Source organism: Spirillospora sp. NPDC048823 (assembly GCF_043198445.1).
Classification (GTDB): Bacteria; Actinomycetota; Actinomycetes; order Streptosporangiales; family Streptosporangiaceae; genus Spirillospora.
In genome coordinates, this window is the sequence record NZ_JBICUT010000003.1 from 24,934 (window position 1) to 39,978 (window position 15,045).

Genomic DNA, 15,045 nt, shown 5'->3' on the forward strand with positions numbered 1-15,045 from the left:
CCGGGGCCTTCCGCGTTTCACGAGCGCTTCGGGGACGGGTACGGGACGGCCGCCTGCAGCGCCGGCTTGAGCATCCCGCCGATGTCGGCGTAGGGGACGACCGTGTCCTGCAGCCCGCACGCCGACTCGTATCCGAGCAACTGGCCGTAGAAGGCCACCCGTACGCCCGTCGGCGTGAGGGCCATGGTGACGTCGCCGGACCTGATGAACGCGGACGGGTTGTCGGTGCCCCTGGGAAGCACGGTTCCGGGCGCCGCGGTGCGCGGTCCGCAGTAGACGCCACCGGGCAGGTTCGCCTTGATCTTCTCGTCCACCGGCGCGAGGCCCCGCTCGGCCGAATCGCGGAACAGGTCGAGCGGCCGGTAGGACGCGCCGGTCCGCAGATCCACGGTCACGGCCTGCGGCTGGTCCCAGCCCGACCCGCGGTCACCGCGCAGCGAGACGCTGTACCAGACCGACAGCAGCCTGTCGTTGCGCAGGAGTATCGCCGGCTTCACGACATCGGTGTAGGCGCCCCTGCCGGTGCGCCCCAGGCCGGTCCGCGTCTTGTCCCAGCGCTGTTCGAGTGGTGCCCGCAGCGCCTGGTTGATCTTACGGTTGAGCGCGGCGCCGCCGCCGGTGACGCGCACGATCCGGCCCTGCGCCCGGAACGTCGCCCCGTTGCCGATGTCCCGCTGCGGCTCGCTGAGCGCGGCCAGCCGGGCCACGACCGGCTTCGGCCCGGGCGCCTCGTCCGCGACGGCCACGTAGACCGCCGCGCCGCCGCCCACGGTCACCGCCGCCGCCCCGCCCGCGACGGCGGCCGTGCCCTTCGCGCCGAGCGTCCCCAGGACGCCCTTGCCCGCCGCTCCCGCCGCCCCGGCACCCCCCGTCCCGGCGGCTCCGCCCGCGCCCGCCGCCCCGCCGGCGGCTCCCGCGGCGCCCGCAGACGCACCGCCCGCGCCGAGGCCGAGCGCGGTGAGCGGGAACAGCATCGCCAGCGCGGCGGCGGCCCCCGCGAGGGTGCGGATGCCGCGTCCCTCCCAGTCGGGCCCGTACGCGGCGGAGGCGGCCGACTCCAGTTCCGAGACGAACGCGGCGGCGCCCGGCGGACGGTCCCACGGGTTCTTGGCCAGGCCGCGCACGATCAGCGGCCGGAGCGGCTCGGGGACGTCCCCGGCCGGGATCGGCGCGGTCAGATGCCGGCCCATCAGCCCGGCCTGGTCCTCGGCGGAGTAGGGGCGGCGGCCCGTCACGCACTCGAAGAACACGCACGCCGCCGCGTACACGTCGGTCGCGGGCGACGCGGGTTCGTCCCGCCACTGCTCCGGCGCCATGTAGACGGGGGTCCCCGCCCGTCCCGTCGCGCCCGCGTCGACGGCGATTCCGAAGTCGATGAGCTTGCTCAGCCCGTCGCCGCGCACGATCACGTTCGCGGGCTTGTAGTCGCGGTGCACGATGCCGAGGCCGTGAGCGGCGGCGAGGCCCCGCAGCGACCCCTTGAGCAACGCCAGGGCCGCCTCGGGCGCCAGCGGCCCGGACTCGGCCAGGACGGCCTTGAGGGACGCGCCGTCCACGGCCTCCATGACGATGGCGGCGCCGTCCGGCGTCTCGACCAGCCCGTAAAGGCCGGCGATGTACGGGTTGCGCAGCCGGCTCAGCAGGCCGGCCTCGGCGCGGAACCGGCCGCGGAACTCCTCGTCTCCGGCCAGGGAGCCCGCGAGGTACTTGATCGCGGCGGGGCGGCCGGTGGCGTCGTGCCGCGCCAGCACCACGCGTCCCTGCGCGCCCTCACCGAGAGGCCGCAGCTCGCTGTACCCGGCAACCCGCCACTCGCCCATCCATCAGCCCCCATCGCCAGGAATGGTCCTGATGGGTTATACCGGATCGGGTGGCGGGTCGGCCGTTCAGGCCGCGATGGGTTCGGGCCGGGTGTCGTTCGGATCGTCCGCCCGCGCGGGCACCGCGGCGGTGACGGCCGGTGCGGCGGCGTCCGTGCCGGTGCGGAGCGGGACGAAACGGGCACCGGCGGCGATGAGCAGGGCCAGCACGACGACCGTGCCCACCCCCACCCGCAGGGACGTGGCCTCCGACAGGAAACCGACCACGACCGGGCCGAGGAGGAGACCTCCGTAGCCCATCGCGCCGACCTGGGCGACGGCCGCGGCGGGCCGGTCCGGGGCGGCGGTCCCGGCCAGCGAGATCGTCGTCGGGACGACCGTGCACACCACCAGCCCGGTCACGAAGAACCCGGCGATCGCGACGCCCGGTCCGGGAGCCAGCACGACGACGCTCATGCCGAGCGCGGTGCCGAGCCCGGCGCCGGTCAGCAGCCGCCGGGTGCCGACGCGCATCCGGACCCGGTCGCCGACGAGCCGGCCGAGCAGCATCGCCAGCTCGAACACGGGGTAGCCGGCCGCCGCCACCGCCTCGGTGGCGCCCATCTCGTCGTGCAGGAGCAGGCCGCTCCAGTCGGCGATCGAGCCCTCCGTCATGAACGCGATGAACGCGAGGACGCCGATCAGGTACACGGCGGGCGGGAGGCGGCGCGCCCTGCGTCCCGTCCCGGACGCGGCGCCGGCCTCCGGGCGGGCGGGGTCGGGCAGGTAGGTGCGGCCGAGCGCGAGGCCGGCGGGCATCGACAGCAGCGCGGCGGTCAGCACGGTCGTGGTGAACCCGAACCCGGCCGCGGCCGTGACGACGCCGAACACGCCGCCGCTCATCGCGCCGACGCACCAGCCGGCGTGCATGCCGCTCATGACGGGCCGGCGGTACGCCCGCTCGACGACGCTGCCCTGCGCGTTCATCGCGATGTCGGTGATCCCGAACGTCATCCCGAACAGCACGACGGCGGCGAGCAGCACGCCGTAGGAAGGGGCGAGCGCGATCGCCGCGAAGGACAGCGAGGTCAGCGGCAGCGCGGCCCGCAGGACGGCCCGGCTGCCGGCGCGGGACATCACGCCGCGCAGCGCCTGCATCGCCACGATCGCGCCGAGCCCCCAGACGAGGACGACGATGCCGATCTCGCCCTCGGTCGTCCCGAATCTGGCGGCGAGCGCGGGCATTCGCGCCACCCACACTCCGGTCAGCAGACCTGCCAGTGCGAAGGTCAGGAACGTCCCCGAACGGGCGCGCAGCAACATGGTTCACCTCTTTCTCGGCTCGGCGGGGCGCGGTGTGCGGCCCGTGGTGGCAAACGTCGTGGCGGCGGCCGTCATGTGGCGGACGCCGTGGTGGGGACGTCGTGGTGGGGACGTCATGGAACGCTCCAGACCCTCGGGCCCGGATCGCTCAGGTTGTTCGGCGGGGCGCGGGGCGCCCGGGGGTCATCGCTCCAGCAGGTCCAGGAGCCGCTGCCTCAGCGCTTCGAGCTGGTCCGCGTCGTACAGCCCGGGATCATGGCTCACCACTTCCCAGAGGCCCTCGGCCGCCAGCCGGACGACCGTCGCGGTGCCGGGGTCGGGGTCGTCCGCGGGGGCGCGGCCGTGCCAGCGCCGCATCGCCTCGTTCAGCGGCTCGGCCTGCTCCGGGTCCGCCGCGGCGGCCGTGATGGCCGACCATCGCCGGTAGGCGCGGGCCTCGCCGGTCAGGATCTCGAACGTGGCCTCGACGTAGGCCCGGGTGTAGGAGCCCGGCGCGCCGTCGTCGTAGGAGGCGATCAGGTCGTCGAACTCCTCGATGACCCGCGCCACCATCGCCCTGACGAGCACGTCCTTGGTGGGGAAGTGGTAGAGCAGCCCTCCCTTGCTGACGCCGGCGCGGTCCGCGACCGCGGTGAGCGTCAGCGCCTGGGTCCCCTGCTCGGAGAGGACGGCTTCGGCGGCGTTCAAGAGGGCTTCCTTCGTCATGATGATTTTACTGTACCGGCTGGACGGTATAGATCGTAACCGGAGGTCCGCCCCCGCCATTCCCGCAACCGCACGGGCACCGGAGGGGAACAGGGGCGGCGTGGATACTGTTGACCCCGTGGTGACCTACCTCGACCATGCAGCGACGACCCCGATGCTGCCCGAGGCCATCGAGGCGATGACGGCGGAGCTGCGCGAACTCGGGAACCCGTCCTCGCTGCACGCGGTGGGGCGGCGCTCCCGCCGGGTCGTCGAGGAGTCCCGCGAGATCATCGCCGAGGCGTTCGACGCCCGGCCGAGCGAGGTCGTGTTCACCTCCGGCGGCACCGAGGCCGACAACCTCGCCGTCAAGGGCCTGTACTGGGCACGCCGCGCCGCCGACCCCGCCCGCACCCGCGTCCTGGCCGGCGCCGTCGAGCACCACGCCGTCATGGACGCCGTGCAGTGGCTCGCCGACCACGAGGGTGCCCGCGTCGACTGGATCCCCGTGGACGAGCGCGGCCGCGTCCGCCCGGAGACGCTGCGCGAGGCGCTCGGCTCCGGTGACGATGTCGCGCTGGCGACCGTGATGTGGGCCAACAACGAGGTCGGCACCGTCCAGCCCGTCGCGGAACTCGCCGCCGCGGCCCGCGAAAAAGGCGTCCCGCTGCACACCGACGCCGTCCAGGCCGCCGCGACGCTGCCCGTGGCGTTCGGTGCGAGCGGCGCGCAGGCGCTCACCCTCACCGGCCACAAGCTCGGCGGCCCTCTCGGCGTGGGCGCGCTGCTGCTCGCCAAGCCCAAAGAGCCCGTCTTCCTCGACCCGGTCCCGCTGCTGCACGGCGGCGGCCAGGAACGCGACGTCCGGTCGGGGACGCTCGACACGCCCGCCATCGCCGGGTTCGCCGCCGCCGTCCGCGCCACCGTCGCGCACCGCGACGCCGAGGCGCGGCGCCTCACCGAACTGCGCGACCGGCTGATCGACGCCGTCCGCGCCGCCGTGCCCGACGCGATCCTCAACGGCGATCCGGACGACCGCCTCCCCGGCAACGCGCACTTCACCTTCCCCGGTTGTGAGGGCGACGCCCTGCTCATGCTGCTGGACGCGCGCGGCATCGCCTGCTCCACCGGTTCGGCGTGCTCCGCCGGCGTCTCCCAGCCCAGCCACGTCCTGCTGGCGATGGGCACCGGCGCGGAACGCGCCCGCGGCTCCCTGCGCTTCACCCTCGGCCACACCTCCACCGAGGCCGACGTGAAGGCCCTCGCCGACGCCATCGGCCCCATCGTGGAACGCGCCCGCCGCGCCGGCCTCAGCTGACCGGAGTTTGAACGTCCCTTGAACGGGGACAGCATTGCCGTTCCCAAGGAAGGCGGTGCGATGACGACGGGCGGCGCGGTGAAACAGGCGGGCCGGAGAGCCGCGGGACACCCGTGGTTCCACCACATGTCGCGCGTCGGCCTGGTCGCCCGCGGCCTCATCTACCTGCTGGTCGGCTGGCTCGCGCTCCAGATCGGGTTCGGTGGCGGCGGCCAGGAGGCCGAGCGGAAGGGCGCCCTCCAGATCGTCGCGGACAACCCCGGCGGCACCGTCGTCCTGTGGCTGATGGCGGCCGGTTTCGCCGCGCTCGCCGCCTGGCAGTTCGGAGAAGCCCTGTACGGACGCCCCGTGCCGGACGGTGACAAGCCCACCGAGCGGCTGGGGTCGGCCGCCCGCAGCCTCGTCTACGCGAGCGGCACCGCGGCGACCCTGGGGTTCCTGCTCGGACACCAGGGCACGTCGAGCGACCAGCAGTCCAAGGCCTTCACCGCGCGGGCCATGGCCGAGCCCGGCGGACGCTGGCTCATCCTGGCCGTCGCGGCGGGCTTCCTGGTGTGGGGCGCGGTGACGGTCGTCAACGCCGTCCGCCGGGAGTTCATGGAAGAACTGGACACCGGCCGGATGGGCCGGGCGGCGCGCCGCTTCGTCCAGCCCTTCGGGATCGCCGGCAACGCCGCCCGCGGCCTCATCGGCACCGGAGCCGGTGCGTTCCTCGCCTACGCCGCCATCACCTTCCAGCCGGAGAAGGCCAAGGGGCTGGACGGCACCCTCCGCGAGTTCGCCGGCACCCCCGCCGGAGCCTGGGGCCTCGTCGCCGTCGCCGCGGGCGTCGTGACCTTCGGCCTCTACTCCTTCTGCGAGGCGCGGTGGCGCAAGGTCGACGCGTCCCGTCCGGGCCTGTAGGGCGTCAGGGCCCGCAGGAAGGACGTCAGGGCACGCAGGACGTCAGGGCTGGTAGGGCGCCAGGGCCCGCCAGCCGGGGTCGTTGGTGGAGGCGACCTTGGCCTTGCCCTCCGGCCAGCCGGCGGCGAGCTGGTCGAGTTCGGAGATGACCCCGGAGTCGGGGTCGGCGTACAGGTGGAAGACGCGGAGGCCGTCACCGGTCTCGCGGACGGCGAGGACGGCGCGGTCGCCGAGCTTGGTGAGCTTCTTCTCGAAGGCGCGCAGCGCGCCCGACGACGGTTCGACGGGGAGGCGGTCGGGGTTGCTGTTGGCGTACGGGACGGTGATCGCCACGTGCAGGTCGCAGAGGGGGTAGTCCTGCCGGTGCAGCGGGAACCTGGCGCCGAGGCGGGCGGGGTGGCCGCGGGGAGTCCGGCCCTCGCCGGTCAGCCAGGCGGGCTCGGAGAACGGCTCGGCGATCTGCTCGACGACCGCGGACAGCATCGACGGCGGCAGCGAGTCGATCGGCGCCTCCGTGGCGATGGTGACCTCGCCGATCCAGCGGGCGACGTCGTCCTCGCCGAGGGCCCAGTGCAGGACGTTCAGCGCCACCTGGAGCTGCTGCTCCTCGGCGACGAACAGGAAGTCGGGGTGGTAGGCGGCGATGTGCACCCGGGCCCGGTCGGCGTCGGCGCGCATGCCGAGCCGGACGTACTCCAGATCGAACTCGTGGTCGCCGAGGATGAGATCCTGCGCGAGCATCTCCGGGTCGGGCTGGCGCGCGGGATGAAAGCTCCATCCGCCGGCCGCCGACCGGGACGGCGCGGAACGCGCCCAGCGTTCGGTCAGCCCCCGCAGCTCGGGGTCGCCGCCGCCGGACACGGTGAGGGACGGGGAGCGGTCGTCGGCGCCGCCGATCTCCCACTGGAGCCCCGCGTGGATCTTGTGGACGCGGCGGGACAGCTCCTCGATCGCCTCGGCCGACAGGCCCTCGCCGGGTGCGTCGGGCTCGGGCTGCTCGGGCCCGGCGGCCAGCGAGGCCTCGATCGTCGGGCGGGCCTGCGCCCACCACTCCCAGAACTCGCTGATCGCGGGAGGCGTCACCGGTGACGCGTCGCGCGGACGACGGAAGATTCCCATCGGGCAGATACAAGAGGAACGCCATCGGCGATCAGCGGGTGCGGCGCGTCCCCTTGCTTCTCCTCTCATGCTGTCGGTGGCGGTCGGTAGCGTCTCATGACGAAGGGCGACCGGTGCGGGAGGTGGAATGCGCAGGTCGTTCAAGTTCCTGTCGCGTCCTACCGTACGGCAGGCACGCCCCGCGGCAGGCACGAAGCCCGGCGGCCCGGCGTCGTCCGCGGAAATGACGATGGCGGACCGGGCCACGCCGCGTACCCTCGAGGGACTATGACTTTGCGCGTACTCGCCGCCATGTCCGGCGGCGTCGACTCCGCCGTGGCCGCCGCCCGCGCCGCAGAGGCCGGGCACGACGTCACCGGCGTCCACATGGCCCTGTCCAGCAACCCCCGGTCGTACCGGACGGGGGCACGCGGCTGCTGCACCCTGGAGGACTCCAGGGACGCCCGCCGCGCCGCCGATGTGATCGGCATCCCGTTCTACGTGTGGGATCTCGCCGAACGCTTCCACAAGGACGTCGTGGAGGACTTCGTCAGCGAGTACGCGGCCGGGCGCACCCCGAACCCGTGCCTGCGCTGCAACGAGAAGATCAAGTTCGCGGCGCTGCTGGACCGGGCGATGGCGCTCGGCTTCGACGCCGTCTGCACCGGCCACTACGCGCGGCTCGACGGCGGCGTCCTGCGGCGAGGCGTCGACGAGGGCAAGGACCAGTCGTACGTGCTGGCCGTGTGCACGCCCGAGCAGCTCGCGCACGCCCTGTTCCCGCTGGGCGACACGTCCAAGGCCGACATCCGGCGGGAGGCGGAGCGGCGCGGCCTCCAGGTGGCCGACAAGCCCGACAGCCACGACATCTGCTTCATCGCGGACGGCGACACGCGGGGCTTCCTGGCCGAGCGGCTCGGCTCGGCGCCCGGCCCGATCGTCGACGCCGACGGCAACGAGGTCGGCGAGCACGAGGGCGCCTACGCCTACACGATCGGGCAGCGCAAGGGCCTGCGCATCGGCACGCCGGCGCCCGACGGGCGTCCCCGCTACGTCCTGGACATCTCCCCGGTGACGAACACGGTGACGGTGGGGCCGCGCGAGTCGCTGGACGTCCACGAGATCACCGGCGAGCGTCCGGTGTGGCTGAGCGAGCCCCGCAGCGGCCCGTTCGACTGCCAGGTGCAGCTCCGCGCGCACGGTGAGGTGTACGGCTGCACGGTCGAGCAGGACGGCGGCGAACTGCGCATCCGCCTGGCCGGCCCCGCACGCGGTGTGGCACCGGGCCAGGCCGCCGTCCTGTACGACGGCGACCGCGTGCTCGCCTCCTCCACGATCTCCGACACCTCCCGCGTTCCCGCCTGACGCACAGGCCCGGGGAATCAGGCTGAGCTTGGGTGGCTTATGGTCACGTAGGCGATGCTTTGGAGGCGTGCTGTGGAGTTCGGTGTTTCGACGTTCGTGACCGATGACGGGATCGCTCCTGCGGCGCTGGGGCGGGCGCTGGAGGAGCGCGGCTTCGCGTCGCTGTTCCTGGCCGAGCACACGCACATCCCGGTGAAGCGGGAGACGCCGTGGCCGGGCGGGGCCGAGCTGCCCCGTTGGTACTACCGGACGCTCGACCCGCTCGTCGCGCTGACCGCCGCGGCGACCGCGACCGAGCGGCTGCGCGTCGGCACGGGCATCGCGCTGGTCATCCAGCGGGACCCGATCGTCCTGGCCAAGGAGGTCGCCTCGCTCGACCTGATCTCCGGCGGGCGGGCCGTGTTCGGCGTCGGCGCGGGCTGGAACCGCGAGGAGATGCGCAACCACGGCACCGATCCGAAGACCCGGGTGCGGCTGCTGCGCGAGCGGGTGCTGGCCGTCAAGGAGCTGTGGACGAAGGACGAGGCGGAGTTCCACGGCGAGTTCGTCGACTTCGACCCGGTGTTCTCCTACCCGAAGCCCGTCCAGGACCCGCATCCGCCCATCATGATCGGCGGCTCCGGCCCGACCACGTTCGACCGGGTCGTGGAGTTCGGCGACGGCTGGATGCCGATCTACGGGCGCGGCACCGACGAGCTCGCGGCGCAGATCGCCGAACTGCGTGAGCGGGCCGGACGCCGCCTCCCCGTGGTGGTGTTCGGGGTGCCGCGCAGCGCCGAGGCGGTGGCCGGGCTGGAGGCCGCCGGCGTGGACGAGGTCCTGTTCAACCTGAAGACCCTGCCCGAGGACGACACGCTCCGGTACCTGGACCGGCTCGCGGAACTCCTGTGATCAACGCGCCGATAGGGTTCCGGGTGTGACGACGAGCTATCCCTGGCAGGCCGGGACGGCGACCGGGGTCGGGTCGTATCCGGGGGGCGACCCGGCGGAGGCGCTGCGGATCGTCCTCGGTGAGCTGCCCGAGCTGCCGCATCTGCCCGAGCTGCCCGCGCGCGGTCCCGGCGCCGACATGATCGGCCGGACCGCCGGGCTGCTGGTCGAGATGCCGGTGCACGTGGAGCCGTCCGGCTGGCGGTTCTCCGACCGTCCGGGACGCGACACCCTCCGCTCCCGCGACCACCTGGCCCGCGACCTGGACGTGCTGGAGGAGGTCGCGGGCGGTCACGACGGCCCGTTCAAGATCCAGGTGTGCGGGCCGTGGACGCTGGCCGCCACGATCGAGCTGCGGCACGGCGACCGGGCGCTCAAGGACCCGGGCGCCGTCCGCGACCTGGCCGCCTCGCTCGCCGAGGGCGTCGCCGCGCACGTCGCGGACGTCCGGCGGCGCCTGCCCGCCGCGGAGATCCTGCTTCAGCTGGACGAGCCGGCCCTGCCCGGTGCGCTCGCCGGGACGGTCCCGACCGCCAGCGGGTTCTCGCGGCTGCGGGCCGTCGAGGAGCCCGTCGCCGAGGACACGCTCAGGAAGGTGATCGAAACCGCCTGCGCGGGGGACGCGGCCTACCCCGTCGTCCACTGCTGCGCCCGCAACGTCCCCTATGCCCTGCTCCGAGGGGCGGGCGCGAAGGCGATCTCGGTCGATCTGAACCTCATGCCGAAACGCGACGACGACGCGGTCGGCGAGACGATCGACGCCGGGACGGGGCTGTTCCTCGGCGCGGTGCCCGCCACCGACACCGTCCTCCCCGCCCTCCGGGCGACCGCCGGGCCGGTGCGGGACCTGTGGCGGCGCCTCGGATTCCCGCCCGCGCGACTGGCGGAGCAGGTCGTGATCACTCCGGCGTGCGGGCTGGCAGGCGCGTCCCCGCGGCACGTCCGCGCGGCCCTCCAGCGCTGCCGGGCAACGGCCCGCATGCTGTACGAGGCGGCGGACTGACCCCGGGCGCGGCGGGGCTCGTATTGTCGGACCTGATGGCGACAATGGGGGCATGACCATGAGCGACGGCGTTCCCGGCGAGGCGCGGCAGCGGCATCTGGAGCTGAGCCGGGAGATCGACGAAGCCAACTACCGCTACTACGTCCTCGACCAGCCGACCCTCACCGACGCCGGGTACGACGCGCGGATGCGGGAGCTGCACGAGCTGGAGGAGCGGCATCCGGAGCTGGTCACGCCCGATTCGCCGACGCAGCGGGTCGGTGCGCCGATCGTCACCGATTTCGCGACCGTCGAGCATCTGGAGCGGATGCAGAGCCTCGACAACGCGATGAGCGCCGACGAACTGGTGGCGTGGGACGAGCGCGTCGTCAAGGAGGCCGGCAAGATCGCCGGATACCTGTGCGAACTGAAGATCGACGGGCTGGCCATCGCGCTGACCTACGAGGACGGGCGGCTCGTGCGCGGGGTCACCCGCGGCGACGGGCGCACCGGCGAGGACGTCACCAACAACGTCCGCACCATCGCCGACATCCCGCACCGGCTGGAGGGCGAGGGCTGGCCGGAGCTGCTGGAGGTCCGCGGCGAGGTCTTCCTCCCCGTCGAGGGTTTCGAGCAGGTCAACGCCGCCCAGGTGGAGGCCGGCAAGGACCCGTTCGCCAACCCGCGCAACGCGGCGGCCGGGTCGCTGCGGCAGAAGGACCCGCGGGTCACGGCGCAGCGCCCGCTCGGCATGCTCGTCCACGGGTACGGCGCGTGGCGCGGCGGGACGCAGCCGGAGAGCCAGTCCGGGGCCTACGAGCTGATGCGCGGCTGGGGGCTGCCGGTCAGCGACCGCTACAAGGTCCTCGGCGGGATGGACGCCGTCCGCGCGTACATCGCCGAGTACGGCGAGGACCGGCACGGCACCGCGTACGAGATCGACGGGGTGGTCGTCAAGGTCGACCAGTTCTCGCTGCAGCGGCGGCTCGGGTCCACGAGCCGGGCGCCTCGCTGGGCCATCGCGTGGAAGTACCCGCCGGAGGAGGTCAACACCCGGCTCCTCGACATCAAGGTCGGCGTGGGCCGGACGGGGCGCGTCACCCCCTACGGCGTGATGGAGCCGGTCAAGGTCGCCGGGTCGACGGTCGAGCGGGCCACGCTGCACAACGCGGGCGAGGTGAAGCGCAAGGGCGTGCTGATCGGCGACACGGTCGTCCTGCGCAAGGCCGGCGACGTGATCCCCGAGATCGTCGCGCCGGTCACCGCCCTGCGGGACGGGTCGGAGCGCGAGTTCCAGATGCCCGCGCACTGCCCCGAGTGCGGCACCGAACTGGCGTACGAGAAGGAGGGCGACGCCGACATCCGGTGTCCCAACGCGCGGTACTGCCCCGGTCAGCTGCGCGAGCGGCTGTACTTCGTGGCGAGCCGCAACGCGCTCGACATCGAGGCGCTCGGCTACGTGGGGGCGACGGCGCTCACCCAGCCGCTGGAGCCGTCCGAGCCGCCGGTGAAGAACGAGGGCGACCTGTTCCACCTGACCGTCGACCGGCTCCTTCCGATCCGGAGCCTCGTGCTCGACCAGCGGACGGGCACGTCCAAGACGGATCCGAAGACCGGTGAGCCCAAGGTCGTGTCGTTCTTCGCCAACAAGGAGGGCGAGCCGAAGAAGACCGTCGAGATCCTCTTCGACGAGCTGGAGAAGGCCAAGAAGCAGCCGCTGTGGCGGGTCCTGGTGGCGCTGTCGATCCGGCATGTGGGACCGTCGGCGGCCCGCGACCTGGCCCGCGAGATGCGCTCGATGGACGCGATCGCGAACGCCTCTGAGGAGGACCTGGCGGCCGTCGACGGCGTCGGCCCGACGATCGCGGTGTCGATCAGGAAGTGGTTCGAGATCGATTGGCACCGCGAGATCGTCGAGAAGTGGCGTGCCGCGGGCGTCCGGATGGAGGACGAGGGCGCGGCGGGCCCGCGTCCGCTGGAGGGGGTCACCGTGGTGATCACCGGGTCGCTGGAGGGGTTCAGCCGCGACTCGGCGACCGAGGCGGTGCAGCGGCTCGGCGGCAAGGTGTCCGGCTCGGTGTCGAAGAAGACGGGCTTCGTGGTCGCGGGCGACAGTCCGGGGTCCAAGTACGACAAAGCCGTCAAGCTGGGCGTACCGGTCTTGCAGGAGGAAGGATTCCGCGTCCTGCTGGCCGAAGGGCCGGATGCGGCCACGAACGTGACGGTGAGCGCCGAAGAATAACCCGGTGTATTCGCGGGGCTCTCACCAGGTTTGCGTTACTCAGGGGTACACTTCAACTACCCAACGGTGAGTGGCCGGGTGCGATACGGGCATAACGCAACGTACGCGATCGGTTTCGCGAAGTTGAGCGAAGGCCGTACCCTCCCTCTCATCACGACCTACACCTGAATCTCCGGACGTAACACCCGGGGGGCGTCCCCCGAGGTCGGGGACGTCCGGTGCCGGGGGACGGCCCCCCGAACCCCCCCGAGGATGTGATGAAGGACCCGAACAACACGCGGAACACGGCACCGCGCCGTGGGTCCCCGTTGTGGATCTACTTCGTCGTCGTGATCCTGCTCGGCGTCACCGCCTGCGTCACCGCGTTCTCCGGTCTGAGCGGCGCCGACCTGGACGCGCTCGCCGGCGCGCCGGTGTTCTGGATCCTCGGCTGCTTCATCATCTTCGGTGAACTGCGGCCGATCATCACCCCCGGCTCCACCGAGAACAACGGCGCCACCACCTCCACCACGTTCGCGTTCGCCGCCCTGCTGTACGCCGGCCTCCCGATCGCCGCCGCCCTCCAGGCCATCGCCGTCATCACCTGCGGGATCTTCCGCGGCCGAAGCCCCCACCGCATCGCCTTCAACGCCGCGCAGTACACCCTCAGCCTCGCCGCCGCCCAGCTCGTCCTCGCCATGTTCGGCGACCTCGCCACCCCCACCGACCTGTGGGTCCCCGACGGAGGCGACCTGCCCGCGATAGCGCTCGCCGGCACCGTCTACTTCATCTGCAACGACACGCTCGTCGGGGCGGCCGTCGCCCTCCACGAACGGGTCTCGCTCGTCAAGGCGCTCCGCTTCGACCTCGGCTACCAGATCCTCGTCCACCTGGCGCTGCTCGGCCTCGCCCCGCTGATGGTCGTCGCGATGGACAGGTCCGCGGTGTTCGTGCCCCTCATCGTCCTGCCGTTCATCGCCGTGTACCTGAACGCCTCCGTCTCCGTCCGGCGCGAACACCAGGCCCTCCACGACGGGCTCACCGGCCTCCCCAACCGCAAACTCCTCATCGTCCGGACCGAAGAGGCCCTCACCGAAGCCCGCGGCGCCGGCAAGCGCGGTGCCCGCGCCCCCGGGATCGGCGGCAGGTCCCGCCGCCGCAGAAACGACCCGCCGAGCCACCGCGCCGGGCTGTTCCTGCTCGACCTCGACCGCTTCAAGGAGGTCAACGACACCCTCGGGCACCCCACCGGCGACCGCCTCCTCCAGCTCGTCGCGCACCGCCTCACGCACAGCGTCCGCCCCGGCGACCTCGTCGCGCGGCTCGGCGGCGACGAGTTCGCGGTGCTGCTGCCGTCCGTCCGCGACGAGGCCGCCGCCCGCGAGGTCGCCGCCCGGCTCCGCGCCGCCCTCAGCGAACCCGTCCGCCTCGACGGCATGTCCTTCGACCTTGAGGGCAGCGTCGGCATCGCCCTGTTCCCCGACCACGCGCCCGACTTCGAACTGCTCCTCCAGCGCGCCGACGTCGCCATGTACAACGCCAAGGAGGCCCGCACCGGCGTCGAGATCTACTCGCCCGCCAAGGACCGCAACTCACCGGCACGCCTCAGCATGCTCGGCGAGCTGCGCCGCGCCATCGACCGCTCCGAACTGGAGCTGTTCTACCAGCCGAAGGTCTCCCTGCGGGACGGCCAGCTCGTCGGCATGGAGGCCCTCCTGCGCTGGCGCCATCCCGACAAGGGCATCCTCGAACCCGACGCGTTCCTGTCGATCGCCGAGCAGACCTACCTCATGCGCTCCATCACCCACCACGTCGTCGACGCCGCGCTCACGCAGGCCGCCGCCTGGTGGCGCGAAGACCTCACCGTCCAGGTCGCCGTCAACGCCTCCGGACGCGACCTCCTCGACACGGGCCTCACCGAGACGATCGAGGAGGGGCTGCTCGCCCGCGGCCTGCCCGCCGCCGCGCTCCAGCTCGAGATCACCGAGCGGATCCTGATGAACGAGCCCGCCTACGCCTCCGACACCGTCAGCGCCCTCGCCGACCTCGGGATCCCGCTCAGCCTCGACGACTTCGGCACCGGCTACTCCTCCCTCGTCCGCCTCAAACGCCTCCCGGTCGAAGAGATCAAGATCGACGCCTCGTTCGTGGGGCGCCTCTCCGAGTCCACCGACGACGCCGTCATCGTCCGCTCCATCGTCGACCTCGTCCGCACCCTCGGCCTGCGCTCGGTCGCCGAAGGCGTCGAGGACCCCGCCACCGCCCAGACACTTCGCGAAATGGGCTGCGACGCCGCCCAAGGCTGGCACTTCGGCCGCCCCATGGACGCCGAAGCCGCCACCGACTGGCTCCGGAGTGCCTTCCTGGCGGTTCCTTCGACCTCCGGGCCTTGAGACTCGAAGGAGGTCGTCCCGCCGCTGCG

At 72.9% G+C, this 15,045-nt stretch carries 11 protein-coding genes; 7 read left to right on the forward strand and 4 right to left on the reverse strand.

The window, feature by feature from the left end:
• Nucleotides 1-17: 17 nt before the first annotated feature.
• The 3 genes from ACGFK0_RS07560 to ACGFK0_RS07570 all read right to left on the reverse strand — a co-directional run bounded on the left by ACGFK0_RS07560 (nt 18) and on the right by ACGFK0_RS07570 (nt 3,827).
• Nucleotides 18-1,820, reverse strand: coding sequence for a serine/threonine-protein kinase (locus tag ACGFK0_RS07560; RefSeq protein ID WP_392901522.1), 1,803 nt, complete (start codon nt 1,818-1,820; stop codon nt 18-20).
• A gap of 66 nt (nt 1,821-1,886) precedes the next feature.
• On the reverse strand, nt 1,887-3,122 hold the full coding sequence (locus tag ACGFK0_RS07565) for an MFS transporter (protein WP_392901524.1): 1,236 nt from the start codon (nt 3,120-3,122) through the stop codon (nt 1,887-1,889).
• A 183-nt stretch (nt 3,123-3,305) separates the two neighbouring features.
• Nucleotides 3,306-3,827: a TetR/AcrR family transcriptional regulator gene (locus ACGFK0_RS07570; protein WP_392901526.1), complete on the reverse strand. Its 522-nt coding sequence runs from the start codon at nt 3,825-3,827 to the stop codon at nt 3,306-3,308.
• 121 nt (nt 3,828-3,948) lie between these two features.
• Here ACGFK0_RS07570 and ACGFK0_RS07575 point away from each other — a divergent pair, with 121 nt between their 5' ends.
• Together ACGFK0_RS07575 and ACGFK0_RS07580 are read left to right on the forward strand one after the other, a co-directional pair.
• Nucleotides 3,949-5,124, forward strand: coding sequence for a cysteine desulfurase family protein (locus tag ACGFK0_RS07575; protein WP_392902835.1), 1,176 nt, complete (start codon nt 3,949-3,951; stop codon nt 5,122-5,124).
• A 60-nt stretch (nt 5,125-5,184) separates the two neighbouring features.
• Nucleotides 5,185-6,027, forward strand: a complete 843-nt coding sequence (locus ACGFK0_RS07580) for a DUF1206 domain-containing protein (RefSeq protein WP_392901528.1) — start codon at nt 5,185-5,187, stop codon at nt 6,025-6,027.
• Nucleotides 6,028-6,069: 42 nt separating this feature from the next.
• Here ACGFK0_RS07580 and ACGFK0_RS07585 read toward each other — a convergent pair whose 3' ends face one another.
• A complete protein-coding gene (locus tag ACGFK0_RS07585; protein WP_392901530.1) occupies nt 6,070-7,146 on the reverse strand; it encodes a DUF695 domain-containing protein in 1,077 nt (358 codons plus the stop codon).
• A 267-nt stretch (nt 7,147-7,413) separates the two neighbouring features.
• Here ACGFK0_RS07585 and mnmA point away from each other — a divergent pair, with 267 nt between their 5' ends.
• From mnmA to ACGFK0_RS07610, 5 genes are all read left to right on the forward strand, one after another.
• On the forward strand, nt 7,414-8,490 hold the full coding sequence (mnmA, locus tag ACGFK0_RS07590) for a tRNA 2-thiouridine(34) synthase MnmA (RefSeq protein ID WP_392901532.1): 1,077 nt from the start codon (nt 7,414-7,416) through the stop codon (nt 8,488-8,490).
• Nucleotides 8,491-8,562: 72 nt separating this feature from the next.
• Nucleotides 8,563-9,381, forward strand: coding sequence for an LLM class F420-dependent oxidoreductase (locus tag ACGFK0_RS07595; RefSeq protein ID WP_392901534.1), 819 nt, complete (start codon nt 8,563-8,565; stop codon nt 9,379-9,381).
• Between the two features lie 25 nt (nt 9,382-9,406).
• Nucleotides 9,407-10,423, forward strand: coding sequence for a methionine synthase (locus ACGFK0_RS07600; RefSeq protein ID WP_392901536.1), 1,017 nt, complete (start codon nt 9,407-9,409; stop codon nt 10,421-10,423).
• Between the two features lie 52 nt (nt 10,424-10,475).
• Nucleotides 10,476-12,644 (forward strand): NAD-dependent DNA ligase LigA, encoded by a 2,169-nt coding sequence (gene ligA / locus ACGFK0_RS07605; RefSeq protein ID WP_392901538.1) that lies wholly within the window; start codon nt 10,476-10,478, stop codon nt 12,642-12,644.
• Nucleotides 12,645-12,901: 257 nt separating this feature from the next.
• Nucleotides 12,902-15,016: a putative bifunctional diguanylate cyclase/phosphodiesterase gene (locus tag ACGFK0_RS07610; RefSeq protein WP_392901540.1), complete on the forward strand. Its 2,115-nt coding sequence runs from the start codon at nt 12,902-12,904 to the stop codon at nt 15,014-15,016.
• Nucleotides 15,017-15,045: the final 29 nt, after the last annotated feature.